The organism is Blastococcus tunisiensis, from assembly GCF_900112815.1.
In the GTDB taxonomy this organism is placed as follows: Bacteria; Actinomycetota; Actinomycetes; order Mycobacteriales; family Geodermatophilaceae; genus Blastococcus_B; species Blastococcus_B tunisiensis.
In genome coordinates this window covers 1-26,651 of record NZ_FOND01000006.1, presented here as the reverse complement: position 1 = coordinate 26,651, position 26,651 = coordinate 1, and the positions used below count along the sequence as shown (strand labels likewise).

The window sequence follows — 26,651 nt, the reverse complement described above, 5'->3', positions numbered from 1 at the left end:
TGACGGCCGTGGGGGTTCGCCCCGGTTGCCGAGGGGACGACACGCCACATGCGCACCCGGCTGTTCGTCGACGATCGAGTGACCCGCCGTGATCCTGTCCTCCGGGCTCGGACACGGGTGGCCCGTCGGTGGACCGGCTACCCATACACCTACTATACACCCAAGGTGTATAGTAGGTGTATGGCGAGGCTGCGGACAAACATCGAGATCGAGGACGAGCTGGTTCAGGTCGTGATGACCCGCTACGCGGTGAGGACCAAGACGGAGGCGGTCGACCTCGCCCTGCGCCACCTGGCCGGCCAGCCGATGGGTCGCGATGAGGCGTTGGCCATGCGCGGCGCCCGAGCCATGGAGGACGTTCCGGAGGACCGTGCGCCGCGCGGTGCGGCGTGATCCTGGCCGACACTTCTGCCTGGGTGGAGTTCGACCGGGCGACGGGCAGCCCCGTGGACCGGCGGATGACCGAGTTGATCGCCTCCGACGGGCCTCTCGCGGTTACCGAGCCGGTGCTGATGGAGGTGCTTGCCGGCGCACGCGATGATCGACGGGCGGACGATCTCCGTCGGTTGTTGCTGCGATGTCACCTCCTGGCGATCGATCCTGTCGCCGACTTCGATGCGGCCGCCCGCGTCTACCGGCGATGTCGCCGCGTCGGGGTCACCCCTCGCGGCCTGCTGGACTGCCTGGTCGTCGCTGTCGCTTGGCGCCGTGGAGCCACCGTGATCGCACAGGACGCCGACGTCGATCGCATCTGTGACGTCCTGGGTGTGTCCGTGGAGCCGCGGGCCGCGGACTGACCACGGTCCCGTTTCCTCGCGGCGTACGAGAACAGGGGAGAAGTTCTCGCTGAGCGGACCGACGTCCTGCGGTATGTCGATCTCCACCCGTCCGACGTCCTCGTGTACTTCTACACACGCCTGGGCCTGTGCACCCGAACCGGTCAGCGGTAGGCGTCGGCGCGATGCGAGATGCGCACGACCCGGACCAGGATCTCGTCCTCGCGAATGGAGTAGACGACGCGGTACTGGCCTCGTCGCGCGGACCAGTAGCCCTCGAGCTCGAAGCGCAGCGGCTTGCCGACGCGGTATGGGTCCGCGGCGAGGGGGCCGTAGAGGAAGTCGACGACCGCCACGGCGACCGGCTCGGGGAGGTCGAGTTCGATGGCACGCTTGGCCGCGGCCGACAGGACGACGGTGTAGGTCCGCGGGTCGCTCACCGCCGGCGGGCTGCCAGTGCGGCCCGCACCTGGGCCTCGTCGTAGATCTCACCGCCGGCCATCTCGGTCTCGGCTCGACGGATGGCGGATCTGGCTTCGGGATCCGCGAGGATGTCCAGCGTCTCCATCAGGGACTCGAAGTCCTCCACCGCGAGGAGGACGGCAACCGGGCTGCCGTTCTTGGTGATCGTCACCCGCTCATGGGTGCCGGACACCTCGTCGATCACCTGGCTGAAGTGGGCCTTGACCGCGGCGAGAGACTGCGTCGTCATGACCATTATTGTGGTCAGAAGAGCGGGTGTCGGTCAAGGAGGCTCCGCGATCGGCCCACATCCACCAACTGCTCACCGGCCCTGCGCGCGCGGGTGCGGTTCGCGGGTGGCGATGACGCACCCGAGGTCGGCCGACGACGATGGCAGGCCGCGTTCGCCACTACGGTGTGGCGGGTGTCCACATCGGTCGTGCTGACCGTTACGCCTGCCGTGCCGATCGATCCCGATCGCCGCACTGTCGAGGTCCCGGACGACGTCGCGGCTGCCCTGGCGGCCGCTGGGCAACCTCGAGCCCCGGGGTTGTGGGTTCCGCGGAGCGGCCCGGCGCGACTGCTGTTCCAGCTCAGCGGGCGGGACCGCGTGAGCGCGGGTCAGCGGCTGCTGGACGAGCTCCGGCGCATGGGCTACGAGGCCGACATCTCGTTCTCGCCGTAGTGACCAGGTAGAGACCGGAAACGGAAGAACCCCCGCCAGTCTGTTGACTGCGAGGGTTCGACGCTGTGTCCGAGGGGGGACTTGAACTCCTGTCCGCAGATAAGCATCTAGATACGTCATGATGCCTTGACCTGCCCTTTTGCCTTGCGTCAGAGACGCCGAGACAACCCAGATTCGCATTCAGATACCCCCGAATGCGCGGGCGGCAGTATCACGCGGAGTATCACGCGGCGATCCTTCGCAGACCCGACTCCCGACCGGTCGGCCAGCTCAGTCACGGGTACGCCACCCCACGCAGACGACGCGTTGTCGGCTGGGCGGCGACTTGTCGGTACGGGGCCGCTGGGTGTCCTCGTTGCGATCAGCTGGATCGTTATGGAGTGCGTGGCTAACGGCCACCAGCAGGGGTGTCGTTCAGGCCTCCGACAGCGTCGTCGACTGCCACGCCCAGGACGGCCAACAGGGGTAGGCGTGGAATTAGCAATCGTCGACCCAACCGGACCACCGGCAGCTCGCCGTTCTCGATGGCCCGGGTCACCGTGCGGACGTCGACACCGAATACCGAGGCCGCCTGCGCGATGGTTACAACGGCGGAGCCGCTGGCCCTGAGGTCCTCAAGGTTCACCGCGATCCCTCCCAACCAGCGATGACGTCGGGCTGGATCGGAAGCGCCCGAGAACCGGCATCCGCCCGTGCCGGAGGCTTCTGACGGATGGTCGTCTTACAGCCGGCCCGGGGCAGGCGCACCGTCTCCTCGGCGTCATCAGCAGGGGATCGGCGCCCAGCACGTCGTGGAGCAGTTGCGCATCGCCCATGTCGCTATCCTCCGGAACTGTCCCGCTCCCCTGCCACGGGCCCGAACCCGGCTGGAGCGGCTGCTGCCTGCTGCCTGCCGTCCGACGGTCGCGAACTAGGCTCCAGAAGTTCTCTCGTTCCAGTGAACGGGAGCACCGCCCGCCCGCCGTCATCAGACAGGCCGGCGGCCTCGGATTCGTCTTCGGCTACTGGAGGATCCCCGGAGAAGTGCCGGAGGTCAGCCTCAAGTTCGGGTTCTCGGCGAGGACATCAGGTGGATCGGCCGGATGCGGCCCGAGCTGATGGCTGTTAAGCGCGGTGGCAGCGGGACGGCCGCGCCGGAGGAACAGCGGGCGGCCGCGGTTTCGGCTCCCCAGAAGCTGACGGCAGAGGTCATCGCCGGCTGGGCGCAGCTGACCGGGCACCGGCCGAGCCCCCGGGCGCCCAAGCCGGCGCGCTGAAGAACAGCAGCCACAGCGCCGCTGCGTGCAGCAGCGATCACCGTTTCTGCACGGGCGGGACGGGACGTCCTCTGGCAGGCTCGGGGTGATGGCGGAGTGGGTGGGTTGGCTGGTGACGACGGCCGGAGCGGTGGTGACGGTCCTGACGTTGCGGGACATCTTCCGCACGCTGTGGTACCCCAGCGGGCAGGGCTGGCTGAGCTCCCGCGTCATGCGGCTGGTCTGGCGCCTGGGCCGCCGAGGGCGGCGAGCCGGTGCCTCGGGCGTCTTGACCGGTCCGCTGGCGCTGGCGGGAGTCATCCTCACCTGGCTGCTGCTCCTGGTCTTCGGCGGTGCGTTGCTCTACGCGCCGCACATGCCGGAGGGCTTTGCCCTCAGCTCCTCGTTGGACCGGGGGGAGCGCGGGGGTCTCCTGGACGCCGTCTACGTCTCAATCGTCACCGTGGCCACCCTCGGGTTCGGTGACGTGCTGCCGACCGCGCCCTGGCTGAGAATCGCGGTGCCGCTGCAGGCGTTGTTGGGCTTCGCGCTGCTCACGGCAGCCGTGACGTGGGTGCTCCAGGTCTACCCAGCGCTCATCCGCCGGCGGAGCCTCGCCGCCCGGCTGTCCCTGCTGGGTCGCTCGCACGCCACCGGACTGATCGACGACCCCGACTCCACGTTGGCTGCACCCTTGCTCGACGGCCTCGCAGCTCAGGTGGCTCAGGCCCGCGTCGACATCACTGAGTACGCCGAGACCTACTACTTCCGCGAGGGCAGCGCCGAGGCAGCGCTGCCGGCGCAGCTGGGAGTTGCGGTCGATCTGGTCGCTGCCGGGCGACGTGCGCCGCGGCAGGACGTCCGGATCGCAGCCGATGTCCTCGGTACTGCACTCGATGACTTCGCCCGCGTGATCGACGACCAGTTCCTCGGCACGGGGGGTCCGGCGCTCGAGGTGCTGCAGCGGTACGCGGAGGACCAACATCACGACCAGCGGCACTGGGGTCCGCCGGACCGCCAGCGGTGACTCGACCCCGTCGTCGCGGGGCGGAGGAGTGCAGGTTCGGCGGCGCTGCGAGAGTCGGCCAGCCACCTGGCGACCGACCGTGCCGGGCGGCTGGTGCCACGCGCGGGACGTGGCGGGCAGATCGGCGCGGAGGGTGACGAGCCCGGGGCGCCCCCAGCTGTCGACGCGGCCCAGTGACGGGATCGCCGTGCGGCGGACCGGCTGACTTCACCCGAGAGCCGGACCGTCGCGACCGGTCCGCGGCCGCGCGTCATCGAGGAGGAGCGCGGCTCCGCTGTCGGCCGCGGCGTGGAAGGGCCGCAGGACGAGGTCGACACCCGCGGCCTCGAGCCGCTCCGCGTCGTGGTCGTTGTGGGCGGTGAGGGCGACCTTGCCGGCGAAGTCGGTCTGGTCGAGCCCGTGCAGCAGTGCCAGGTTGACCGATCGGTCGGGCACGGTGCTGACGACCCAGGACGCTCCCCGCAAGGGCAGGGCGTCGATCAGCTCGGGCTCCTCGGCGTCGCCGTACAGGGTCTCGGCGCCGTCCTGGCTGATGTTCTCCAGCGCCTGCGGGTCACTGTCGATCACGAGCACGCGGGCCTCCTGGGTGAGCAGCTGCCGCACGAGCCGGCCGCCGTAGCGGCCGGCGCCGATGACGACCATGTCTACGGAGGGGTCCGCGGCGCCTTCCTCCTCGCCGTGGGTAGGTCGGCTGCGCTCGAAAACCGACAGCAGTGGTGCCAGCCGGGCGTAGAGCGGCGCGGAGTACAGGATCATGTAGGTCGACAGGGCGATGGTGACGATCCCGACCGCGGTGATCAGGCCGACGGTGTCGGCGGTGATGTGTCCCAGGCCCAGCCCGAGTGCGGCGAGCACCAGCGAGAACTCGCTGATCTGCGCGACGGTCAGGCCAGCGAGGAAGCTCGTCCGCTTCCGGTAGCCCATCAACCCCATGATCACCAGCACGATCAGCGGATTGCCGATCAGCACGAAGGCCGACAGCACCGCGGCAGACACCAGCTGGCTGGCGGCGTCGGCGAAGTCCAGCCGGGAACCCAGGTCGATGAAGAAGAACAGCAGCAGGAAGTCCCGGAGGCTGATCAGCCGGGACCCGATCGCCTCCCGGTAGGGGGTGGCAGCAAGGGAGATGCCGCCGAGGAACGCGCCGACCTCGATGCTGAAGCCCAGCCAGTCCCCGAGGCCGGCCAGCGCGATGCCCCAGGCCAGTGCGAAGAGCACGAGGAGTTCCTTCGACCGGGACATCCAGCCCAGCGCCGGCCGCAGCAGGAACCGCATCGCCACGAAGACGCCGCCGACGAACAGCACGCCCTTGCCGAGGACCAGCGCCATGTCCACGGCCAGGTCATCGCCCTCGCCCGCGGTGCCGAACGCGGTGAGCACGATCATCACGAGCACGACGACGATGTCCTGGACGATGAGGAAGCCGACCGCGATGCGGCCGTGCAGCTGGTCGATCTCCCGCTTGTCCGACAACAGCTTGACGATGATGATCGTGCTGGAGAAGGTCAGCGCGACCGCGACGTAGACGGCCTCGACCGGGGACAAGCCCAGCAGCAGCCCGAGCCCGAAGCCCACGACCGAGGTGAAGACGACCTGGCCGAGTCCGGTGGCGACGGCCACCGGCCCGGTGGTGCGGATCAGGTGGGGGTCGAGCTTCAGCCCGACCAGGAAAAGCAGCAGCGCGATGCCCAGCTCGGCCAGGAGGGCTACCTGGTTGTTCTCCTCGACCCAGCCCAGTCCGATGGGGCCGACCACGATGCCCACGGCGATGAAGCTGATGATCAGCGGCTGGCGGAGCTTGACCGCCGCCGCGGCGATCACGGCGGCGACCGCCAGCAGGGCGGCGATGGTGTGGAACTCGTGCTCGAACACGTCGGGATCCTCCGATGGTCGACCGCGACGGCGTGCGGAGATGGCGAGCGGGTCCCGAACCGGATGCGGGTAGCGGTGTCACAGTGACGCGTCGCCGCTCACACGGTGTTGCGCAGCTGCTCCAGTTCACTGCGGCGGGCGGCGAGGACGAGCTTGTCGCCGACCTGCACGCGACGCCGTTCGTCGGTCTCGATCAGTTCGGGGGTCGCGTCGCAGATCACCCCGAGGAGGCAGGCGTCGGACCCGAGCCGACCGGTGACCTGCTGCGGGGCGAGGCCCACGGCCGGTGATCCGTCCGGGATGCGCACCGTCTCGACGACGACCTCCCGCGGGTCGGCGTGCGCCGCCGTCCGTGCGTCCTGGACCACCTCCAGCGTGAACTGTGCCCCGGTCAGCAAGGCGGCGAGCACGGCCGCGTGCTCGGCTGAGAGCCGGACCGTGGTCAGGGGCTCGTCCAGCCGGGGGTCGACGAGGACCAGGTGGGCGGAGCCGGAGTCCTCGGCCACGACCACGACCTGGCGTCCCACGTCTGCCGGCAGGGTGTAGCGCCAGCCGATCCCCGGCAGTCGTTCGGCCTGGACCCGTACATCTGGCATGGCATCGCTCCTTCGTCCTCGGCACCGACCCTCCCATCGGTGCCCACCGGGGCCAAGCGGGGCGGGAGGGCCCCGTGCATGCCGGCGGCTAAACCACCGCGCCGTCCTCCCGACGGACCCCTGTGCCCCGGCGTGCGGCGGAGGCCGGTGGTCCGGGCGGGGGTGGCGGCCACCGCCGGTCCAGCGCGACGGTGAGGGGGACGGCGACCGAAGCGGTGGAGAACGTTCCGGCGAGGATGCCCAGGACCAGCGCGAAGGCGAAGTCGGCCAACGAATCCCCGCCGAGGACCAGCAGCGCGAGGAGGACGAGCAGCGTGGACGCCCCGGTGTTCACCGTGCGGGGCAGGGTCTGCAGGACCGCGTCGCCGGCGACGTCCGCGAAGGCCCGTCCCCGTCGAGCGACCCGGGTCTCGCGGATCCGGTCGAAGACGACCACGGAGTCGTTGACCGAGTACCCGATGACGGTGAGGACAGCGGCGAGGAAAAGGCCGTCGGCGGTCCGTCCGGTCCAGGCGAACATGCCGACGACGACGGCGACGTTGCCGATCAGCGCACCCACGGCTCCGGCGCTGTAGGTCCAGCGGAACCGCACCGCCAGGTAGGTCAGCTGCGCCAGGAGCGCCACCCCGAGCGCGATGAGGGCGTTGCGCCGCAACTCCTCGCCGAGGGTCGGGCCGATCAGTTCATCGCTGACCACCTCGGCACCTCCGGCCTCCGCCGCGAGGGCATCTCGGATCGCCTCCTGCGCGGTGTCGTCGATCGGCCCGGTGCGGATCCGGATGTCACCGTCGTCGGCTTCCTGCACCACCGCGTTCGGGAAGCCGGCGGTGCTCACAGCCTGACGGGCCGTCTCCGGGTCCAGGGCAGTGGTGGTCGCGTACTGGATGCTGCGCCCGCCGGTGAACTCCACGCCGAGTTGCAGGCCGCGTACGGCGATTCCCGACGCGGCCAGCAGGACGACGAGGAGCGAGGCGGCCAGCCAGCGGCGGGGCCGTCCGTAGAGTCGCCAGTTCCGGCCGGCCAGCCAGGTCCGCACCCGGCCGAGGGTGTGCAGGCCGGTGAGGTGTGGCCGACGGGCGAGCGCCGGTCGGGTCGCCGCGAGCTCGGCCAGCGACCGGGTGATCACCAGGGCCGAGAACATCGAGGCGAGCACGCCGACGGTGAGGGTGACCCCGAAGCCACGGACGGGCCCGGAGGCCAGGAGGAAGAGCAGTCCGGCGGCCAGCAGGGTCGTGACGTTGGAGTCGGCGATCGCCGACAACGCGCGGCGGAATCCGGCGGTGACCGCACTGCGCAGCGACCGTCCGCGGCCGGCGAACTCTTCCCGAGCGCGCTCGTAGACCAGCACGTTGGCGTCGACGGCCATCCCGACGGCGAGCACGAACCCGGCCAGGCCGGGCAGGGTGATCGTGGCGCCGAGCGTGAGCAGGGCTGCGTAGGCGATCAGCGCGTAGCAGAGGAGGGCGACCACAGCCAGCAAACCCATGAGCCGGTAGACCGCCACGATGAACACCGCGGTCGCGGCGATGCCGATGAGCACCGCCTGCACGCTGGCTTCGATCGCCGCCGCGCCCAGCGTGGGCCCGACGGTGCGCTGCTCGATCACCTCGACGGGCACGGGCAGCGCACCGCCCTGGATGAGTGCAGCGAGGTCCTCCGCCTCCTCCTGGGCGAAGTCCCCGGTGATCTGGGTGGTGCCCCCCGGTGATGCCCACTCCGCAGGGGACTCCTGGGTTGACCTGGGGGGAGGAGATGACTTCCTCGTCCAGGACGATGGCGATCCGACGCGTGGGGTCCCCGGGAGCCGCGCATGCGGCCTGCCCGGTCAGCTCCTCCCACGCGGTCTGGCCTGGGCCTGTGAAGTCCACGGTGACGAACCAGCCGCCGGCGGCCTGCGCGTCGAACCCGGCCGTGGCCTCGTCGATGCCCTCACCGGTCAGCGCCGCGGGGCCCAGCCGTAGCGGAGTGCCGGTCTCGTCCGGCTGTACCGACTCGGCCGGGTCGGTGCCGTCGGCCTCCGGTGTCGTCTCGGCGGCGGCGATGCCCAGGACCGGGTGGAAGGTCAGCTGGGCGGTTCGACCGATCACCTCCACGGCCTCCCGCGGCTCGGTCAGCCCCGGAAGCTCGACCACGATGCGTCGTTCGCCGGCCCGGACGAGGGTGGGCTCGGCCACCCCGAGCGCGTCCACCCGGCGGCGGAGAACCTCCAGCGCCCGGTCGGTGGCCTCCGTGTCGGCGGTCACCGTCGGGGAATCCTGCGCCTCCAGCACGATCTGGGTGCCGCCGCGCAGATCCAGACCCAGGGTGGGTGCCGAGGTCAGCACGGCCGCGGTGGCCGCCACCAGCACCGCCAGCGAGAGCAGGGCGCGCACCAACAGGGGGCGGCCGTGGGGCGCCGATGACTTCTCGCTGCGCCGGGAAGGGGAGGACACGCAACGTCTCCAAAGTGCAGGGCCCCGCGGGCACGTGCCGACGAGGCGGCGCGCGGGGTGATGACGGAGGGGTACGACCACCGGCGCCGGGAGCGGGCAGCCGTCGCGGGGGAGGGGCATGCCGGGCACGGGCGCCAGGTGGGATGGTGATCCGGCTGGCGTGCAGGCCGGTCCTCGAGCAGGGCCGGTCGGGTCGGAACCGGACGCGCCTGCTCCCGATCAGACTGCCGGCGGACCCCGGGCGGGGACCGTGTCCTGCGCGGCGCTGACGGCACTCGCGACCACCCACCCGGAGCGAGCCGGGCCGGACGGGAAGCTCGAGAGCATGCTGACGGCCGGCACGACCACCGGATGGTCGCCGGGACCACCGCACGGAGTGCGGTCGGCGAGAGACGCCACCCGTTCGGCGGACACGACCAGCCCGCCGGCCCCGAGGGGCGCGAGGCGGTGACCGGCGACGGACGTCGTACGTCCGGCCATCCGGGCCCCGTACGAGGCGGGATGGATCGCCGTCGTCCGGACCACCGCGATCGGGTCGCCGGCGACCGTCGGGTTTGAGCGCGCCGTACCGGGCGCCGCGGCGCCGTGATGCTGGGAGGCGAACCCGGCGAGGAGCAGCAGCAAGCAGCTGAGCACCAGAATCCGCAAGAAGTCGCGGCGGGGAGTTCGTGCGGGCATGCGCTCCTCCTCCCGGTACGCACCGTGGTGACGGGCCGCTGCGCGCACGCTACCCGGCCCCCGCAGGCTGTCGTGAAAGGATCGGGCCGCACCGCCCCCACTGGCTGAGATGGTTCGCGCCCACCGTGGCGAACCGGCGTCCGGACCGTTCCGCGCAGGCCGTTGGGCGTGCACCAGGACGGCCGGCCGCACGGCCACGGCTCCAACACGTAGCACCGCCGGTCGACGGCAGAGACGCGGCCGGTGGCCTGGCCGAGGAGGCGCCGAAGAGCACCAGGAGGGAGGGGATCGTGTCGGTCGCCGACCTGAACCTCGTGGTGCTCGCGGTGACCGGATTGCTGCTCGTCGCTGTCGCGGCCGTCCGGCTGTCGACCCGAGCGGGGTTGCCGACGCTGCTCATCTACCTCGGTATGGGGCTCCTCGTCGGCGAGGCCGGGCTGGGCATCGAGTTCGAGGACGCACAGCTCACGCAGGTCGTCGGACTGGTGCTGCTCGGGATCATCCTGGCCGAAGGTGGCCTGACCACCCGCTGGTCGGTCATCCGCCCGGTCCTGGGACCGTCCCTGGTGCTGGCGACCCTGGGCGTGGCGGTCAGCGTGGCGGTCACCGCCGCAGTGAGCTACCTGATCCTGCCGATCGACCTGCGCACCGCCGTCCTACTCGGGGCAGTGGTGTCTTCCACCGACGCTGCGGCGGTGTTCTCCGTGCTGCGCCGGCTGCCGCTACGGCGACGGCTGGGCGCGACCCTGGAGGCGGAGTCCGGCTTCAACGACCCGCTCGTGATCATCCTCGTCACCCTGGTGGTCTCCGACGGATGGGAGCAGGCCGACCCGCTGCTGGCTTTCGGCCAGGTCCTCTACCAGCTGGCCGCCGGTGCGGCCATCGGTCTCCTGGTCGCCCGGGTCGGCGAGGTCGTGCAGCGCCGCAGCGCGCTGCCGTCGGTGGGGCTGTACCCCATCGCCACCATGGCGATCGCCCTGTTCGCCTTCGCCGCCGCCGGTGTGGCCGGCGCGTCCTCATTCATGGCCATCTACGTGGCCGGCCTGTGGCTGGGCAACGCGCGCCTGCCGCACCGCAACGCCACCCTCGGGTTCGCCGAGGGCCTGGCCTGGCTCGCCCAGATCGCGCTGTTCGTGATGCTCGGGCTGCTGGCCAGCCCCGCGCGGCTGCCGGACGCCCTCGTGCCCGCGCTCATCGTCGGGAGCGCGCTGTTGCTGCTCGCCCGTCCCATCTCGGTGATCCTCAGCGTCACGCCGTTCCGCATCCCCTGGCGGGAGCAGGCCTTCATGTCCTGGGCCGGCCTGCGCGGCGCGGTGCCGATCGTCCTCACGACCATCCCGTTGAGCGCCGGCATGCCGGCGGCCGGCCAGATCTTCGACGTGGTCTTCGTGCTGGTGGTCGTCTTCACGCTCCTGCAGGCGCCCACGCTGCCGCCGCTGGCCCGGTGGCTGCGGACCGGGGCGGACGGCGACGCCACCGACGTCGCGATCGAGTCCGCTCCGCTGGAGTCCATCGACGCCGACCTGGTGGAGTTCACCGTGCCGCCGGGCTCGAAGCTGCACGGGGTGGCGATGTGGGAGCTGCGCCTGCCTCCGAAAGCGGTGGTGTCGCTCGTCGTGCGGGACGGGCACACGGTGGTGCCCGACCGGGACACGACCCTTCGCGTCGGTGACCAACTCCTGCTGATCGTCCCCACCCGGGCGCGGCGCGAGGTAGAGCGCCGTCTCCAAGCGGTCCACCGGGCCGGTCGCCTCGCGCGCTGGCTCGGGGCGGACGAGCCGGCCGCCCGTCAAGCCGGGGACTCGCAGCCTCCTGGCGCGGGAAATCGGTGGCGGCGTGTTCTCCGGCGGCTGCGCGGGGCCACGTCGGAGCGCTCGCGGTGACCCACTCTCCGGCGCTGTCCCGGTCAGATTGCCGGCGCTACTGCCGGGGGCCGATGACCAGCGCCGGGCCCACAACCCGCGCCGTCTCCACTCCGTCGAACCGGGGGCTGGGGTCCGTCGGTCCCCGGAGAAGGAGCACCGCCGCATGTTCCGGGGTGGCCGGGCGCAGGCTCTCGGCTGCGGCGCTGGCGTAGTCGTCGTAGTGGGCGAGTGCGTAGGCGTTCGTCACCACGGCGATGCGACAGTCGTCGGGCAAGGGCTCGATCAGGCCCACAGGGTCCCCGTCCAGTCCCAGCGGCGGCCCTCCCGGGTTGCCGCTGAGCGCCCGGAGGCCGTCGTCACCGCTCGGCTCTTCTCCGGCGGGCAGGACCAGCGCACTTGGGCTGCCGCACGACAGCAGGCGGGCAACGCCCTCCCGATCGATCTCCACCAGCGTCGCGGCGACGTAGCCTTCCGGCCCTGAGCGACGCACGAGCCGGCCCAGCTCGGCCGCCGACTGCGTCAGGTCCCAGGAGCCGTGGACGGCTCGGTCGCAGAACGTCGTCTCCAGCCGGTCCCGCAGCAGCTCCGGCGCGGGCACGTGCCCGGCGACGACACCGAGCAGGATCCGGACGGCCCCGTCCGGGAGCTGCACGCCTGCGGCTACCTCGGTGGGTAGGCCCGATCGGGCCAGCGCAGCCCGTCGGGTACCGCTGCCGCCGGTGAGTGGTGTGACGCCGGGGACCCCCCTGCGGGTGTAGGCGACCTGACGGACGTGACCACGCACCCGGACCCACGCCATGCCAGGCAGCACGGCCAGGGAGACCAGCGAGGCACCCAGTGCCCAAGGATCGGCGTCGTGTCCTGGGATGACGGGGAGGATCACGGACAGCCAGATCAGCGCCAAGCCCCACAGCGAAACCAGCGCCGCTGACCGAGGCCGGCAGACCACCGACATCAGCGCAGGCACGAACAGCCAGGCCATCGGCGCGACCGCTCCGGCCGCGCCCATCACGACCGCATTCGCCGTGACCGCTCCGAGCGCTAGCGGCGTGGAAACGGTCGGCGGCCCCGCCGCCGGCCTGGTCACGGCGTCACCGGGTGATCACCCGCTCCGTCCACGGCCAGCACTATGGCATGACCGTGACACGGCCGCGTCCGACGAGACGGCCCCATTCTGGTGACCGCACCCCCGCCTGCGCTCAGTCAGTGACGGGCTCGATGACGAGGGCCGGGCCCACCACCGGCGCGGACGCTCCGGTGGCGTGGCCGAGCATGAGTCGGATGGCCGCGAGCTCCGGCGTCCTTGCAGCCAGCGACTCCTGGACCTGCCCGACGTAGTCGTCGTAGTGCTCGGCCGAGAAAGCGTGGGTCACCACGGCCAGCCGCGCACCGGCGGGGGCCTCCACGAGTTCCTCCCCGGCCGGGGCCCCGAGCCCGAGCGGTAGCCCTCCGGGCCCCTCCCCGACGACGGCGCCCGTTCCGACGACCTGACGGGCAGCGAGTACCGCCGGCCCGCCGCACCGGAGGAACCACACCTGCCCGGACGCAGAGATCTCCACCAGGGACGCAGCCACGTGGACATCGGGGCCCATGCCCTCGACCAGCTGGTCGAGGGCACCGGCGATCTCGGCAAGCGACGCCGTCCTGCGGGCGGCGATCGCCTCGAACGCCTGCTCAAGGGTCCAGGCCACGCGTGCCGGGCCAGCCGTCTTTCCCTGTACGACGCCGAGGAGCACCCGGGTGCCGAGGCCCCGGACCTTCGTACTGGCCGCCACCTCGGCTTCCGCCCGCGACAGGGCGAGAACAGCCGGTCGCGGGGCCCCCTCTGGGGTCAGCCGCCTGATGTTCGGGGTGACCTCGGCGGCCATTCGCCGCCGATGCAACCGCGCGAACACGGGCAGGGAGGCGAGGCTCAGCCCCGAGACCGCCAGCCACAGCGGGTCGCTCTGGTGCCCGGGAACAACGGGCACCGCGATTGACAAGGCGATCAGGACGGCCGACCAGGCGGCAACCACTGCCGCCACAGCTGGCGTGGTGGAGACCGCCAGCAGAATGGGCACCAGCATCCAGCCCAGCGGTGCCCTGATCCCGGCGGCAGCGACGACGACCGCGTTCGCGGTGACCAGGAGCAGCCGGTGAGACAGGGGCATCATCAGCAGGTGGTTGGCCGCCCATGCGAGCCCCGCTGAAACCCTGCCCGCTCCGGTCACCTGGTCCTCAGCGATCCCGCCCGATCCTCCGTCGCCCGTTACCGGGGCCAGCATTCCCGGAGCCTACAGGCGCCGGCCAGGGGTCCGTCGCCGCGGCGATGCAGACGCCCTCGGCGGCCGCGCGGGGACTCCGGGGTCGCAGAGCCCGCCCTCCTCCGGGTTTCCTCCAGCCCTGCACGGAGGGGGCTACGCACTCTGCCGTGAACCTGCAGAACTTCTCCAGTGGACCCAAAGGCGGTCAAGGGACCGGACGCACCCCGGTGCCACGGTCTTGTGAGGTCGTTCGGTCTTCGGCCCTGGCGCACGGACGCTCGTCGGCCTCGCACCCCGCGCTGCACCGGACGACGAGGTGTCGTACGACCGGGGTGCACGGTGAGCGCTAGGGTTCTACGCCACGAACGGGTGTCCACCGAACGGGTGATGGGGGGCTGCCGTGGCGCGGCCGCTGCTTCGAGGCGACCGCCTGCAGGCCGCCCGGGAGGCCGCCGGATTGAGCCGGGACGACCTCGCCGAACGCCTCGAGCTGTCGAGCCCGGCAAGAGTCCGCGTGTGGGAGCTGGGCCTCGAGCGTCCGCGGCCCCGGTTCGTGCCCCGACTGGCCGCCGCTGTGGGGATCGAGCCGCTGCACCTGCTCGACGTCGATCCCGACGATCCACCGCTGGCGGCGCTCCGGCTGGCGGCCGGCCTGGCGACAAACGAGATGGGCGCACCGGGTGTGTCCGTCATGACGTACGTGCGACTGGAGGACGGCAGGCCCGGTACCGAGCCGACGGTGGACGCCGTCCACGCCGTGGCCGGACTGCTGGGTGTGGACGAGGCCCGCGTCCAGGCCGCGATCCGTCGCTCGCGCCGTGACCACGCGCCATTGGCGCCCTCTGGGGGCTGACCGGAGAATTACTGGAGATTCGGGCTTCCCTTCGTGACGGTCCTCGGTGGTAATTTCCCGCAACCTGTTGCCCCCCGGGAGGCGCCCGTGATCCGCAGGTCAGAGCCGCGCTGTGTGATGGCGGCTGGCCTCGCCCGGGCCCTGGAGACCGGACCGGCGAGCTCGCCGGGCTCGCCAACCAAGACCGTGCCGCGGGCGATCGGTCGGGCGCGGCTCGGCATCGCCACTCTCGGGTCGGTGCTGACGCTCGGCGCATGCGGCACGGACGGGGACGCCACGGAGCAGACCCCGCCCGCGCCATCGACCTCGGAGACCAGTGCGGCACCCACGAGCGCGGGCCCATCGATGGACTCCGACGAGGCGGCGGCCGCCGACGCGGCGATGGCCGTCTACCGGGACGTGACCCGGCTGGCCCAGGACGCGCGCCGCGACCCGACGCAGGACTGGCTGCCGCCCTACGCGCAGCTGACCGCAGACCCCTATCGGTCCGCCGAGCTGCTCGAGATCTCGGCTCTCCGTGATCGCGGTATCGCCCACACCGGCGAGGTGGCCCACGATCCCCAGGTCGTCGCCGTCGACCTCGCCGGTGGCACCGACGGCACCCTCCGCACCGTCACGATCCAGGACTGCGTCGACACCCAAGATTTCCCCGCCACGGACCAGGCCACCGGTGACGTGGTGAGCGCCGAGCGGCCGCCGCACGTCGCCGTCGCCACGGTCGTCTTTTACCCACCGCCCGAGGACCGCTGGCTCGTCGCCACCGTCGACGTGCAGGACGAGACGTGCTGACCCATTCCTGGGCGCGCGCAGCCGCCGGCGTCCTGGCGGCCGTCCTCCTCCAGGGCCCGACCGCGGTCGCCACCGCCGCGCCCAACGAGATCTGCCTGCCCTCCGGCTTCTGCTACATCGAGGACATCCGGCCGGCCGTGCCGAGTTCCCCCGTGACCGTTCCGGCCCGGGCCGCGACACCGGCACCGGCACCGGCACCTCGCCGACCGGCGCCGCGGTGCCCTGCTACCAGGACAACCTCGGTTGGTACGAGTCGTCCAGCGGCTGCTACCTCAAGCTGATGGACCCCCAGCCCCCTCCCGGCTCGCCGTTGTGGGATGGGCGCAGTCCCGAGGAGGGAGGTGCCCTCTACGCCGCCAACTGTGCTGTGGGCCCGGGCGGATCGCTCAGTTCCACGGCCACCGGGATCGTCTGGCGTCGCGGGCCACCGGCCGACGTCATCGACCCCGAGGTCCTCGCACAGCGCGCCATCGCCGCCATGCAACTGCAGCCGCCGCTGCTGCGCACCGCACCCCCGCAGGGGTCGGCCAGCGGACTGGTCGGCCTCCCGGTGTGGATGTGGACCGACCGCGCGGAGAACGTCTCGGGACCCATCACCCGCTCCGCTACCGAAGGACCGGTCGCCGTCGAAGCGACCGGCGTGGTCTCCCGCATCGCGTGGGACATGGGCGACGGGACCACCGTCACCTGCGGCCTCGGAACGCCATACGCAGCCGGCGCCGACGGCTCCTCCCCGGACTGCGGCCACCTCTACGAGCGCGCGTCGGCCAACCACGTCCCCGGCGGCGGACCGTGGCCGATCACTGCTACGACCACGTGGACGGTCACCTGGTCCGGTGGCGGTCGCACCGGCACGGAGGTGGTGCAGCTTTCCTCGACCGGCGAGCTCTTCGTCGGCGAGCTCCACGTGCTCAATCAGGCCGAGGAGCGCTGATGGCCAGGATGCGGACAGCCCCCACCGACGACGTCATCGAGAGCAACGGCTGGGTGCCCCCGCCACTGCCCCAGGCTCCCGTGCTGCCGCCACCACGACGCCGCCGGCGCCCCGCCCTGCTGGCCCTGGCGGTCGCGATGGTGGTGCTCGGCGCGCTCGGTGCCGCCTACCTCGCCACTTTGCTCGGCCAGACGACGTCGGTGATCGCCGTCGCTCGGCCGGTCGCCTGGGGGCAGACGATTACCGCTGACGATCTCGTAGAGGCGCGCATCGCCGCCGACCCGGCGCTGACCCCGGTTCCGTACACCGACCGCGACCAGGTCATCGGCCGAACCGCAGCAACCGACCTTCTGCCCGGGACACTCCTCACCCGGGACGCGACCACCGAGCAGCGGCTCCCTCCGCCCGGTCGACAACTCGTCGGCATCGGACTGCCGGCCGTGCAGTTGCCGGTCACGCCGCTGCGACCCGGGGACGACGTGCTGCTGGTGCCCCTGTCGACGGACGGTCAGGCGGCACCCACGGCTCCTTCGGTCACCGTTCCGGCCACCGTCGTCCGCGCGGGGGAGCCGGGCACGGACGGGCGGCGCGTCGTCGACGTCTAACCGCACCGGAGCCGATCGGGGTCGAGGTCGCGACGTTGGCCGCCCGGCTGCAGGCGCGCTGGCCCACGTCCCGTGCGCTGCTGGCCTTCGCCGACGACCTGGACGACGCCGCCGGTGATCTGGTGGTCGCCGCCCTGCTGCTCGGTGCGGAGCTGCGCGGTCCGGGGCTGGCCCGGGTCCTGACCGAGCTGGCGCACAGCCTCACCGAGGAGGTCACCATGCGCCGCAAGGTGGAGGCCGACCGCGCCAAGCCCCGGGCCAACGCGCGCTGGCTGCTGCTCATCACCGTCGCCGCCGCCGGGCTGGCGGCCCTGAACGGGGACTACCTGGCTCCCTACGGCACCGCGCTCGGGCAGCTGGTGTTGGCCGTCATCGCCGCCTTGATGGTCGGTTGCCTGCTGTGGATGCGCCGGCTCACGGCGGCGGCGCCGACGGTCCGCTTCCTTGTCGACCCGACGACGCGCGGCGGGGCGGCACGGGATCCGGAGGAGGTGCCGGCCCGGTGAGCGCGGCGCAGGCGCTCCTGATTGGTTGCGGCGCGGCCGTCGGGCTGGGGCTGTTCCTGTTACTGCGGACCGCGCTCGTCACCGAGCAGCCGCGGCTGCCCGACGCGCTGGCCCGCCTGGACGGGCGCGCCCTGATCGGTTCCGTGCGGCCGGTCGAGGAGACGGGGGACCGGTGGGCGCAGGCGGCGGGGCGGGCCGGGGCATGGGCCGCCGCCCGGCTGCCCACGATCGGTCTGCAGGCGCCGGGATCGGCGTTGGCGCTGATCGGGTGGACGCCGGCGGGGTACGCCGTCCGCAAGATCGGCATGGCCCTGTTCGGCGCGGCGTTCGTGCCGCTGCTCACGGCCGTCCTCGGCGTCGCCGGCGTCCGCCTGCCGGTCGTGGTCCCGGTGGCCGGGTCACTCGCGCTGGCCGCCGGCCTGTTCCTCGTCGTCAACCTGATCGTGCGGGACCAGGCCGCCGAGGCGCGCGGCCAGATGCGCCGGGCGCTCTGCTCCTACCTGGACCTGGTCAGCCTTCGCCGGGACGCCAGCGAGGGCCCCACCATGGCGCTGGAGCGTGCCGCCGCGCTCGGTGACGGCTGGGTGTTCGGCCGCATCAGCGATGCGCTGGTCACGGCCCGGCTCGCGGGAGACCCGCCGTGGGAGGGGCTGCGCCGGCTGGCCGCGGACTCCGGCGTCGGGGAGCTGGCCGACGTCGCCGACATCGCGGCGGTCGCCGCTCAGGAGGGCGCGTCGATCGCCCCGACGCTCCGGGCACGTGCCCAGTCGCTGCGCGTCCAGCTGCTGGCCGAGGAGGAGGCGCGGGCCAACACCGACAGCGAGAAGCTCACCGCTCCGGTGGCGCTGCTGTCTATCGCCTTCCTCCTGCTCTTCCTCTATCCCGCCCTCGCCCGACTCATGGCCAGCTGACCGGCTGGCCCCACCCCGAAGGGAAACCCGATGCCCCTCATCCCCACCCTGATGGCCCTCGCCGGCGCCCTGCGCGACCGGCTCCGGGAGCTCCGCGAGGAGCCCGAGCGCGGTGCGCTCTCCGTCGAGCAGGTGATCATCACCCTCGCGCTGCTGGGCATCGCCATCGCGCTCGTGGCGGTGATCGCCAACGCGGTCACCTCCCGGTCGAGCCAGATCCAGTAGCCCACCCGTGCGCCCCGCCGCCCGGCCCCGCACCTCCGCCGCCTCCCGGAGCCGCGACACCCGCGGCCACCAGGTGGGCCGCGGGGTGGGCCGGTGGCTGTCCGGGGACCGCGGCGCGGCGTCGGTCGAGCTGGCGGTCGCCTTCCCGGTGGTGCTGTTGCTCGTGATGACACTGATCCAGGCCGCGCTGTGGTTCTACGCCCGCTCGGTCGCCCTCGGGGCGGCGCAGGAAGGCGCCCGCGAGGGGCGCGTCCAACCCGTCTCCCTCGCGCGTGCCGAGTCCGCGGCCGAGGGCTTCCTCGACCAGACGGCGCAGGACCTCCTCACCGGACGCGATGTGCTGGTGACCGGCTCACCGACCACTATCGAGGTGACCGTGACGGGCACCTCGCTGAGCCTCTTCCCCGGCCTGTCCGGATGGTCGGTGACCCAGACGGCCGTCGGCCCGGTGGAACGGACGGACCCGTGAAACCGCCACGCGCCGAGCAGGGATCGGTGTCAGTCGAGCTGGCGCTGCTCGCCCCGGTACTGCTGTTGCTGCTGTCGTTCGCGATCGTCGCCGGGCGCGCCCAGATCGCCGAGGGCGCCGTCGCCGAAGCAGCTCGCGCCGCCGCCCGGGAGGCCTCCCTCGCCCGGGACGACCTCACCGCCGCCGCACTGGCCGGGGCTCAGGCGGACCGCACCCTGGCCGCCCAGGACCTGCGCTGCCAGAGCACCGGCGTCGACATCGACACCACCGGCTTCCAGGCCCCGCCCGGCCAGCCCGGCGACGTCACCGTGTCGATCACCTGCGTGGTCGGCATGGCCGACCTGCTGGCCCCGGGCCTGCCCGGATCGGTCACCGTCGAGGCGTCCTTCACCAGCCCCGTCGATGCCTACCGCGAACGATGAGCACCCATCAGCGGCTCCGGTACGCCGATGCCGAGCACGGCGCGATCAGCGTCTTCCTCGCCGTCCTCGTCCCCGGGCTGCTGCTCATCATCGGCCTGGCCGTCGACGCTGGCGCCAAGGTGGCCGCCACCCAGCGCGCCAACGCCATCGCCGACGAAGCCGCCCGCGCCGGCGGGCAGGCCCTCGACGTCGCCGCTGCCCTCACCGGGCAGGTCCGCGTGGATCCGGCCGCTGCGGTCGCCGCCGCGCAGGACTACCTGGACCGCAACGACGTGGCCGGGTCGGTGACCGTCGTCGACGGCGACACCCTGCAGGTGACCACCACGATCTCCGAGCCCACGACCTTCCTCGGCCTGATCGGGATCTCCACCCTCACCGTGGAGGGCTCCGGGACCGCCGACCTGATCACCGACCAGCGCGGGGAGAGGGCCCATGACCACACCACCGCAAGTGCAGGAGCTGCTGCGCCGGCTGATCGCCGGAGTACTGCTGGCGGCCGCGGTCGCCGGCGTCCCGGTCGCACTCTGGGAGTTCGGCGGCGCCTACCTGCTCGACGAGCTGCCCTCCTGGGAACAGGTGACCACCGCGCTGAGCCGCCCGGACACCGGCGCGCTCTTCCTCGGCCTGCTCGTGGTCATCGGCTGGGTCGCGTGGGCCTGCTTCGCCCTCTCGGTGGCCGTCGAGCTCGCCAGCCAGCTGCGCGGCCTGCCACCGATGCGACTGCCCGGCCTGGCGGCGCCGCAGCAGATGGCCGGCCTGCTCGTGGCTGCCGTCCTCGGTGTCGGCAGCGGACCGCTGCTGGCCGCTCCGGCCCTGGCCGGCCCCCCGATCGTGGCCGACCAGCCGGTCGGCCACGAGGAGCCGTCGCCAGCCCCTGCACCGCCCGTGGACACCCGGCCGACCGGGCCTACAGCGGCCGGTCCCACGTACACCGTGGCCCCGCGCGATACCCTGGGCCGCATCGCCGCCCGCTACCTGGGCGACTGGACCCGGTTCCAGGAGATTCTCGAGCTCAACCGCGGCCGGCCCCAGCCCGACGGCGCGCTCCTCACCGACCCGGGGCTGATCCGCCCTGGCTGGACGCTGGTCCTTCCACCGGACGCACGCCTTCCCGAAGCCGGCGCGACCGCCGGCGAGGTGACGGTGCAGCCCGGCGACACCTTGGCCGACCTCGCCGAGCAGCACGGCCTGGAGCACTGGCAGCCGATCTTCGATCTCAATGCCGGCGAACCGCTGCCCGGCGGCGGTCGATTCACCGACCCCGACCTGATCCGCCCCGGGCAGGTTCTCGACCTCCCGCCGGCCGACCCCGCGGCCGCCGACCCTTCGCCGCCGACCGGTCCGGAACCCCCGGCCGACGAGCCGGCGCCGGACGAGGACGAGCCGGCCGCCCCAGCGGAGCCCGTCCGGACCCCGGCCGCCTCGCCGACACCGGAAGGCCTGCCCGAGCAATCGGAGCAGGCGGCGGTCGACGCCGACGCCGACGGCGGGGATGCCGCCGAGAGTTCGTCGGAGCTGGCGGCCGTGCTCGCCGGCAGCGGGGCGCTGCTCGCGGCAGGTGTGGGCGCCGCCTGGCTGACGCATCGCCGCCAGCGGCTACGCCGCCGCCGTCCCGGCCGACGGCTGGCCCCCCTTCCGAGGACGCAGTCGGCCACACAGACGGTCGTGGCATCGGCGGCCGACGAGGGCACGGCCGACTACGCCTCATTGGACCTGGCGCTGCGCGGCCTCGCCGTGCGGATCTCCGCCGATCCGGACGGGCGGCTCCCTGACGTCGTCGCCGCCCGACTCCAGGGCGGCCGGCTCGAGCTGCGGCTGCACGCTCCGGCTGACCGTCCTCCGCCGGAACCGTGGATCGCGGACGACACCGGCCTCCAGTGGTCGGCACGGCTCGACCAGGACACCGGCGTCGATCCCCAGGTGGCCCGCACCCGCCTGGCGCCGTACCCGACTCTGGTCACCATCGGCACCGACACCGCAGGCCGCTGGCTGCTGGACGTGGAACGGCTCGGCGGGGTGTACGTGACCGGACCGGCCGACCGTCGCGAGGATTTCGCCCGGCATGTGGCCGCCGAGCTGGCCGTCAACGGCTGGTCGGACCTGCTCACCGTTACGCCCGTCGGCTTCGGCGACGAACTGGTCGACCTGGCCCCCGGGAGGATCCGCCCGGTCGACAGCGCCGATGATGCCGGCCTGCACGCCGGTCTGGCGGAAGCCGCCGAGTCCGACGACGACGTGCTGGACGGGCGGCTGCGGGCCGGAGCCGGAGACGGCTGGATGCCGCAGGTCGTGCTCGCCCCATCCCCGCCGGATCGGGACGGCGCACTGGCCGAGGCCGTCGCCGTCCTGCGGGCCCGCGAGCGACGCGGAACGGTCGCCCTGGTGCTCGGCGCCGAGCCGGAGCAGGTCAGCGACGAGTGGCTGCTCACGCTGACCGACGACGGGGCGCTGCTCGTCCCCGCACTCGGGCTGCGGCTGCCGGCGCCACAGCTCACCGTCCAGCAGGCCCGCGACATCGCCACGCTGCTGGCCTTCGAGCGCGACTCCGAGGACGCCCCGATTCCCGCCGCCGACGGCGACCGCCCCTGGCAGGTGCACACCGACGCCGCCGGCGCGCTCCACGGCGACCTGACCGGTCCGGACACCGCTGCACCACCGACCTCCGCCCCGTCCCCACGGCTCCGACGGGGCTCCACCACCGAGGCCGTCCCGCACTCGACCCCACCCACGCCGACCGGCGCTCCTACGAGCGCGCGGACGTCGTGGACGACCAGCGGTGCTTCCGACGTTCCGGGGTCTGCAGCGCCGGCCGACGTACGCAGGGAGGTCGAGGACGACCTCACCCAACTCGACCGCGATCTCGCCGACTGGTGGTCGCCGGACTGCGCGCGGCCGCGGCTGACCCTGCTCGGACCGGTCGCCCTGCGCGCGCACGGTGACGAGGCGGCCGTCGCCAGGTCCGGGTTGCGGCGCCGCTACGAGGAGACGGTCGCCTACCTCGCCACCCGCCCGCACGGAGCCACCGCCGACGAGGCCGCCACCGCGCTGCAGCCGGCCCGCGGCGGCAGGACCGACCCCGTCAGCGCCCGCGCCTACGTCCACCGGGTCGCCGCCGGCGCTCGCGCCTGGCTGGGCACCGACCCCGCCACCGGTCAGAAGCACCTCAGCTCCGGTCACCGGGGCCGCTACACGCTGACCGGCGTGCTTGTCGACGCGGACCTGTTCCGCCAGCTGCGCGCCCGGGCCGCAGTGCGCGGCGACGGCGGCGTGCCCGACCTGCTGGCCGCTCTACGGCTGGTGTCCGGCCCGCCGTTCGCCCAACGTCCAGCCGGCTACGAGTGGCTGGACGGCCTGGACCTGACGCTCACCGCAGCCGTCTGCGACGTCGCCCACCAGGTCGTCTCCACGGCACTCGCCGACGGCGACCTGGCCGCTGCCGCAACCGCCTCGGCCACCGCCCTGCTCGTCGCGCCGGACGACGAGCAGGTACTGATCGACGCAATGTGGGTGGCCTTCCACCAGGGCTACCGCGCCGAGGCCGAGACCTACGTCGGGCGCATCGTGGCCCTCCACGACGGTGAGGACGAGATGGACCTGCCCATGAGCACGTCGGAGACCATCAACCGCGCCCGCCGGCAGTTCCTCGACCGCGCGTCATGAGGCCGCCGCACGTACCCCACGACCAGGCTGCGTCCCGCCCACACGGGGCCGCAGCGTGGACCGCCTCTGGAGATGTCGTACCGGCTGGCCACACTCGCGAGCGCGGGACCTGGGGAGGAAAGGAGTGACGCTGGTGAGCGTGGAGCCGATCGCCGCCGACCTCGATCTCGATGATGTGGAGGCGGCGCTGCTGCAGGCCGCGGTCGGGGACTACTCGGCCGAGGCTGCCGTGCTGCTGCTGACCAACGACGGGTACTGGCTGGCTCGGCTGCGCGCCGCCGGCTTGGTCACGATCGAAGCCGAACCGGTCGGCGGTCAGCTGTGGGCGCGCATCGAATGGCCCGAGCTCGACCCCACTCTCGCTCAGGGACGCCTGCACGGCAGCCAGGAGGAGCTGGCGGTGCTCCGGGTGGCGGTCAGCCTCGCCGACGGGCGACCGGTCGACCTCGCCGACGTGGCGGTGGCGCTGGACCGCCGTGCGCTCGAGCTGGTGTTGGCCGCGCTGGCCCACGCCGCCGGCAGCCAAGATCACCGTGACGCCTCTCGCTCCGGCTCCGGCTCCGGCGCCGGTGCCGGCGTGCGGCTCGGACCGCTGGTCGCCTGGCCGGTGCGGGACTGACCAGCCATGCCCTATCCGTTCCGGCGCGCCGTCGGCGCTGCGCGGCACATGGACGGCAGGTGACCCCGCCCCATCAGGGGGCCCGACGTGATCCCGCACCCGGACGCCGTTCCGCGCGCGGGTCGACGCGCGTGGCGATGACGGGGCGGACCCGCGTCATCGGTTGGACGTGGCACGGTCGCCGGGCGTCGAAGAAGCGGCCCGAGCAAGACGAAACCCCGGCGATGTGGCCGAGGCCAGGGATCGCTCCGGGGTCTTCACCGCCGAGTCTACGAGCGCGGGACTGACATGTCCACGTCCCCGCCGGGTGGCGGATCCGCGCCGGAGCCGATCGGCCATCCCTCACCCACCGCGCTGCTCGTCCAACGGCACCTGTCCGCGCCCCGGCTGGCAACCTATGCGCGCGCCGTTGGTGGCGACCTGGACCGCGCGGTCGAGCTCTACCTCTGGAACGCGGCGGTCGCCGGCGCGCTGTGGGAGGTGCTCGGCCACGTCGAGGTCGTACTGCGCAACGTCCTGCACGATGCCCTGACCGCCCGTCACCAGCGGCTGGGTCGAGCCGGACAGTGGTACGACGACCCAGCTCGAGAGCTCGCCCAGCACGCCCGCGACGACATCACCCGAGCCAAGCAGCGGCTGCAGCGGGCCGGCGCCCCGCTCTTGCCCGGCAAGATCGTCGCCGAGCTCAACTTCGGCTTCTGGCGGTTCCTGCTCGCCCGCCGCTACACGGCCACCCTGTGGCCGGCCTTGCGGCCCGCGTTCCACTACCTGCCCGGATCTGACCGGCGCCTACTGGAGGCCCCGGTCGCCCGGTTGCACGTGCTGCGCAACCGGGTGGCCCACCACGAGCCGCTGTTCTCCGAGCCCCTCATCGACCGCTACATCGACCTGCTCGACGTCGTGGGGTACGTGCACCCGCAGCTGCGCACCTGGCTGGACAGCCACAACCGCGTCCGTACCGCACTCGACGCGCGCCCCTGACCGGCAGCGGAACGAGCGGCAGCACCCGCCGGCCCACGGCACGGGTTCTCCACTAGGGCGTGTCTCCCAATCCCTTGCGCCGGTGAGCGTGATGGTGGGGGCATGTCGCGTCGAGTGGTGCTGACCGATGCCCAGTGGGAGCGGATCTCGGAGGTTCTGCCGTCGTCGGAGGGCTGTGTGGGGCGGCCGTTCCGTGACCACCGGCAGGTGGTCGAAGGGATCGTCTACCGGTATCGGACCGGGATCGCCTGGCGCGACCTGCCCGAGGAGTTCGGTCCGTGGCAGACCGTGTGGAAGCGGCACCGCAGGTTCAGTCTCGATGGAACCTGGGACAAGCTGCTGACCAGGCTTCTTGCCGACGCGGACGCCGCGGGTGAGATCGACTGGTCGGTGTCGGTGGACTCCACGATCAACCGCGCTCACCAGCACGCCGCGACCCTGTCGCGGAACACAGGGGGCATCGACGAACTACACGAATCCGCTGGTCGAGCCGGCTGACCACGCCCTGGGCCGCTCCCGCGGCGGGCTGTCGACCAAGGTGCACCATGCTTGTGACGGTCGCGGTCGGCTGCTCGTTGTCCTGGTCGGCCCCGGCCAGGCCGGCGACGCCCCCATGCTGCCGTTCATCCTCGGTGCCATCCGCGTTCCCCGGCACGGCGTCGGCCGCGCCCGAACGCGACCGGATCGGGTGCTGGCCGACAAGGCCTACTCCTCCCGCGCGATCCGCCGCCTGCTACGTTCCCGCGGCATCCAGGCAGTCATTCCCGAGCCACGTGACCAGCAGGCACACCGCAAACGCCGAGGTCGCAGAGGCGGCAGGCCGGTCGGCTACGACACCGAGGCCTACAAGCACCGCAACGTCGTCGAGCGCTCCTTCAACGCACTCAAGAACTGGCGCGGCCTGGCAACCCGCTACGACAAGCTCGCCGTCATCTACCGCGGAGGCGCTGTCCTCGCCGCCATCCTTGCCTGGCTACGTGGATAAGGAGACGCGCCCTAGTCGTAATCGCCGCAGCGCCTCCGCCACCCCCCGGATGGCCCCACGGTCACCCGCCCCTGCCGACCGTCGGCAGTGCGAGCGGGCACAACCTGACCGGCACGTGCCCTGGTGTACCTGCCACCTGCACCGGCATGGTCGATCCAACAGGGGAGGTGGCTCGTGCTCAGTCATCACGAACGGCAGGGCTGGACGGACCCGGTGCAGTGCTTCGACGCCGAGGCCGAGGAACCCGTTCGAGGCAACCGGCACCGGACCCACCGGCGGGCGCGACAATTCCGCGGACAGCATGACTTGGTCGCCGGCGCCTGTATCGCGATCATGCTGGTCTTCGTCGGTGCGCCAGTCGTCGGCCTGGCCGTCGGCGGTGCCACGGCACTCGGATGGCTGCTTTGGCGCTATTGGCCGCAGGGGACCACCCCAGCGACGGTGTGTGCCTTGCCGGCGGGGGAGACGTCAGGGAACCGTGTCTCGCCCCGGGTTTGATGGAGGCTCTCAATCCACGTGAGGATGAGAGTCATGGCGGCACCGAGGAAGTACCCCGACGAGCTGCGTGAGCGGGCGATCCGGCTGGCGGTCGACGCCCGGCGTGACCCGGCCACTCGGACTGGAGCGTTGAAGCGGATCGCCGAGCAGCTGGGCATCAACCCCGAGACGCTGCGCAACTGGGTCATCCAGGCCGAGGTCGACGAGGGGCACCGGCCCGGGACAACGACCGATGACGCCACTCGGCTGGCCGAGCTCGAACGGGAGAACCGGGAGCTGCGCCGGGCGAACGCGATCCTGAAGAGCGCGTCGGCTTTCTTCGC

At 72.5% G+C, this 26,651-nt stretch carries 29 protein-coding genes and 2 pseudogenes; 20 read left to right on the top strand and 11 right to left on the bottom strand.

Features of this window, described 5'->3' with window-relative positions:
• Positions 1-180 precede the first annotated feature (180 nt).
• On the top strand, positions 181-393 hold the full coding sequence (locus tag BM142_RS09285) for a type II toxin-antitoxin system VapB family antitoxin (protein ID WP_092196554.1): 213 nt from the start codon (positions 181-183) through the stop codon (positions 391-393).
• Positions 390-797: a type II toxin-antitoxin system VapC family toxin gene (gene vapC, locus BM142_RS09280; RefSeq protein WP_092196551.1), complete on the top strand. Its 408-nt coding sequence runs from the start codon at positions 390-392 to the stop codon at positions 795-797. The genes BM142_RS09285 and vapC overlap by 4 nt, the downstream gene beginning before the upstream one ends.
• Before the next feature lie 143 nt (positions 798-940).
• Here the strand turns inward: vapC and BM142_RS09275 are convergent, their stop codons facing one another.
• On the bottom strand, positions 941-1,216 hold the full coding sequence (locus BM142_RS09275; RefSeq protein WP_092196548.1) for a type II toxin-antitoxin system RelE family toxin: 276 nt from the start codon (positions 1,214-1,216) through the stop codon (positions 941-943).
• Positions 1,213-1,488 carry a type II toxin-antitoxin system Phd/YefM family antitoxin gene (locus BM142_RS09270; RefSeq protein WP_092197054.1) on the bottom strand — a complete coding sequence of 92 codons (276 nt, stop codon included), beginning with the start codon at positions 1,486-1,488 and terminating at the stop codon, positions 1,213-1,215. Before BM142_RS09270 ends, BM142_RS09275 begins: the two co-directional genes overlap by 4 nt.
• A 174-nt stretch (positions 1,489-1,662) precedes the next feature.
• Here BM142_RS09270 and BM142_RS09265 point away from each other — a divergent pair, with 174 nt between their 5' ends.
• Positions 1,663-1,923 carry a hypothetical protein gene (locus BM142_RS09265; RefSeq protein WP_092196545.1) on the top strand — a complete coding sequence of 87 codons (261 nt, stop codon included), beginning with the start codon at positions 1,663-1,665 and terminating at the stop codon, positions 1,921-1,923.
• Between the two features lie 388 nt (positions 1,924-2,311).
• On the opposite strand, the gene BM142_RS25650 is transcribed toward BM142_RS09265, so the two are convergent.
• A complete protein-coding gene (locus BM142_RS25650) occupies positions 2,312-2,548 on the bottom strand; it encodes a helix-turn-helix domain-containing protein (RefSeq protein WP_217640652.1) in 237 nt (78 codons plus the stop codon).
• Positions 2,549-3,005: 457 nt separating this feature from the next.
• Between BM142_RS25650 and BM142_RS24470 the strand changes: the two genes are divergently transcribed.
• Entirely contained in the window at positions 3,006-3,179 is a 174-nt protein-coding gene (locus BM142_RS24470) for a hypothetical protein (protein WP_175527182.1), read from the top strand.
• Positions 3,180-3,267: 88 nt separating this feature from the next.
• On the top strand, positions 3,268-4,185 hold the full coding sequence (locus tag BM142_RS09255) for a potassium channel family protein (RefSeq protein ID WP_139228816.1): 918 nt from the start codon (positions 3,268-3,270) through the stop codon (positions 4,183-4,185).
• A 207-nt stretch (positions 4,186-4,392) separates the two neighbouring features.
• On the opposite strand, the gene BM142_RS09250 is transcribed toward BM142_RS09255, so the two are convergent.
• From BM142_RS09250 to BM142_RS25645, 5 genes and pseudogenes are all read right to left on the bottom strand, one after another.
• On the bottom strand, positions 4,393-6,057 hold the full coding sequence (locus tag BM142_RS09250; RefSeq protein WP_092196536.1) for a cation:proton antiporter: 1,665 nt from the start codon (positions 6,055-6,057) through the stop codon (positions 4,393-4,395).
• A 98-nt stretch (positions 6,058-6,155) separates the two neighbouring features.
• Positions 6,156-6,653, bottom strand: coding sequence for a cation:proton antiporter regulatory subunit (locus tag BM142_RS09245; protein ID WP_092196533.1), 498 nt, complete (start codon positions 6,651-6,653; stop codon positions 6,156-6,158).
• 88 nt (positions 6,654-6,741) lie between these two features.
• Positions 6,742-7,689, bottom strand: coding sequence for a protein translocase subunit SecF (gene secF, locus BM142_RS25390; RefSeq protein WP_335340775.1), 948 nt, complete (start codon positions 7,687-7,689; stop codon positions 6,742-6,744).
• Positions 7,678-8,349 (bottom strand): annotated as a pseudogene (locus BM142_RS25385) (SecD/SecF family protein translocase subunit); the annotation flags it as partial. The pseudogene BM142_RS25385 and the gene secF, both read right to left, overlap by 12 nt.
• Before the next feature lie 43 nt (positions 8,350-8,392).
• Positions 8,393-9,205, bottom strand: a pseudogene (locus BM142_RS25645) (SecDF P1 head subdomain-containing protein); the annotation flags it as partial.
• Between the two features lie 848 nt (positions 9,206-10,053).
• Here BM142_RS25645 and BM142_RS09230 point away from each other — a divergent pair.
• Positions 10,054-11,646 (top strand): potassium/proton antiporter, encoded by a 1,593-nt coding sequence (locus tag BM142_RS09230; protein WP_092196527.1) that lies wholly within the window; start codon positions 10,054-10,056, stop codon positions 11,644-11,646.
• A gap of 37 nt (positions 11,647-11,683) precedes the next feature.
• Here the strand turns inward: BM142_RS09230 and BM142_RS24140 are convergent, their stop codons facing one another.
• Positions 11,684-12,280 carry a PP2C family serine/threonine-protein phosphatase gene (locus tag BM142_RS24140; RefSeq protein ID WP_139228815.1) on the bottom strand — a complete coding sequence of 199 codons (597 nt, stop codon included), beginning with the start codon at positions 12,278-12,280 and terminating at the stop codon, positions 11,684-11,686.
• Between the two features lie 547 nt (positions 12,281-12,827).
• Positions 12,828-13,781: a hypothetical protein gene (locus tag BM142_RS09220; protein WP_139228814.1), complete on the bottom strand. Its 954-nt coding sequence runs from the start codon at positions 13,779-13,781 to the stop codon at positions 12,828-12,830.
• 490 nt (positions 13,782-14,271) lie between these two features.
• Here BM142_RS09220 and BM142_RS09215 point away from each other — a divergent pair, with 490 nt between their 5' ends.
• The 9 genes from BM142_RS09215 (at position 14,272) to BM142_RS09175 (ending at position 19,585) form a co-directional block, all read left to right on the top strand.
• Positions 14,272-14,724 carry a helix-turn-helix domain-containing protein gene (locus BM142_RS09215; protein ID WP_092196518.1) on the top strand — a complete coding sequence of 151 codons (453 nt, stop codon included), beginning with the start codon at positions 14,272-14,274 and terminating at the stop codon, positions 14,722-14,724.
• Positions 14,725-15,069: 345 nt separating this feature from the next.
• Complete coding sequence (locus BM142_RS24465) at positions 15,070-15,513, top strand: hypothetical protein (RefSeq protein WP_175527181.1); 444 nt, start codon at positions 15,070-15,072, stop codon at positions 15,511-15,513.
• 217 nt (positions 15,514-15,730) lie between these two features.
• A complete protein-coding gene (locus tag BM142_RS09205; protein WP_139228812.1) occupies positions 15,731-16,447 on the top strand; it encodes an ATP/GTP-binding protein in 717 nt (238 codons plus the stop codon).
• Positions 16,447-17,052, top strand: a complete 606-nt coding sequence (locus BM142_RS09200; protein WP_254790716.1) for an SAF domain-containing protein — start codon at positions 16,447-16,449, stop codon at positions 17,050-17,052. The genes BM142_RS09205 and BM142_RS09200 overlap by 1 nt, the downstream gene beginning before the upstream one ends.
• A 35-nt stretch (positions 17,053-17,087) precedes the next feature.
• Entirely contained in the window at positions 17,088-17,558 is a 471-nt protein-coding gene (locus BM142_RS09195) for a type II secretion system F family protein (RefSeq protein ID WP_254790714.1), read from the top strand.
• The gene (locus BM142_RS09190) at positions 17,555-18,469 is read left to right on the top strand and encodes a type II secretion system F family protein (RefSeq protein WP_092196511.1); all 915 of its coding nucleotides are present in this window, start codon (positions 17,555-17,557) and stop codon (positions 18,467-18,469) included. The genes BM142_RS09195 and BM142_RS09190 overlap by 4 nt, the downstream gene beginning before the upstream one ends.
• A 30-nt stretch (positions 18,470-18,499) precedes the next feature.
• Entirely contained in the window at positions 18,500-18,694 is a 195-nt protein-coding gene (locus BM142_RS09185; protein WP_092196509.1) for a hypothetical protein, read from the top strand.
• A gap of 7 nt (positions 18,695-18,701) precedes the next feature.
• On the top strand, positions 18,702-19,163 hold the full coding sequence (locus tag BM142_RS09180; protein ID WP_254790712.1) for a TadE family protein: 462 nt from the start codon (positions 18,702-18,704) through the stop codon (positions 19,161-19,163).
• Between the two features lie 26 nt (positions 19,164-19,189).
• On the top strand, positions 19,190-19,585 hold the full coding sequence (locus tag BM142_RS09175) for a TadE/TadG family type IV pilus assembly protein (protein WP_254790710.1): 396 nt from the start codon (positions 19,190-19,192) through the stop codon (positions 19,583-19,585).
• Here BM142_RS09175 and BM142_RS25765 read toward each other — a convergent pair.
• Positions 19,570-20,019 carry a hypothetical protein gene (locus BM142_RS25765; protein ID WP_175527180.1) on the bottom strand — a complete coding sequence of 150 codons (450 nt, stop codon included), beginning with the start codon at positions 20,017-20,019 and terminating at the stop codon, positions 19,570-19,572. The genes BM142_RS09175 and BM142_RS25765 overlap by 16 nt on opposite strands.
• Between BM142_RS25765 and BM142_RS09165 the strand changes: the two genes are divergently transcribed.
• The 5 genes from BM142_RS09165 to BM142_RS09145 form a co-directional block, all read left to right on the top strand.
• Positions 20,018-23,245 carry a LysM peptidoglycan-binding domain-containing protein gene (locus BM142_RS09165; protein ID WP_092196505.1) on the top strand — a complete coding sequence of 1,076 codons (3,228 nt, stop codon included), beginning with the start codon at positions 20,018-20,020 and terminating at the stop codon, positions 23,243-23,245. The two genes, BM142_RS25765 and BM142_RS09165, sit on opposite strands and share 2 nt — an antisense overlap.
• A 133-nt stretch (positions 23,246-23,378) precedes the next feature.
• Positions 23,379-23,864 (top strand): hypothetical protein, encoded by a 486-nt coding sequence (locus BM142_RS09160; RefSeq protein ID WP_092197045.1) that lies wholly within the window; start codon positions 23,379-23,381, stop codon positions 23,862-23,864.
• Between the two features lie 288 nt (positions 23,865-24,152).
• A complete protein-coding gene (locus tag BM142_RS09155) occupies positions 24,153-24,845 on the top strand; it encodes a hypothetical protein (protein WP_217640650.1) in 693 nt (230 codons plus the stop codon).
• 102 nt (positions 24,846-24,947) lie between these two features.
• Positions 24,948-25,830 (top strand): IS5 family transposase gene (locus tag BM142_RS09150; protein WP_417852088.1). Its coding sequence is split into 2 segments (ribosomal slippage): positions 24,948-25,315 and positions 25,314-25,830, totalling 885 coding nucleotides; the frame shifts between segments, so codons are not numbered across the junction.
• Positions 25,831-26,352: 522 nt separating this feature from the next.
• On the top strand, positions 26,353-26,651 hold a 299-nt coding region (locus tag BM142_RS09145; RefSeq protein WP_417852089.1), incomplete at its 3' end, for a transposase.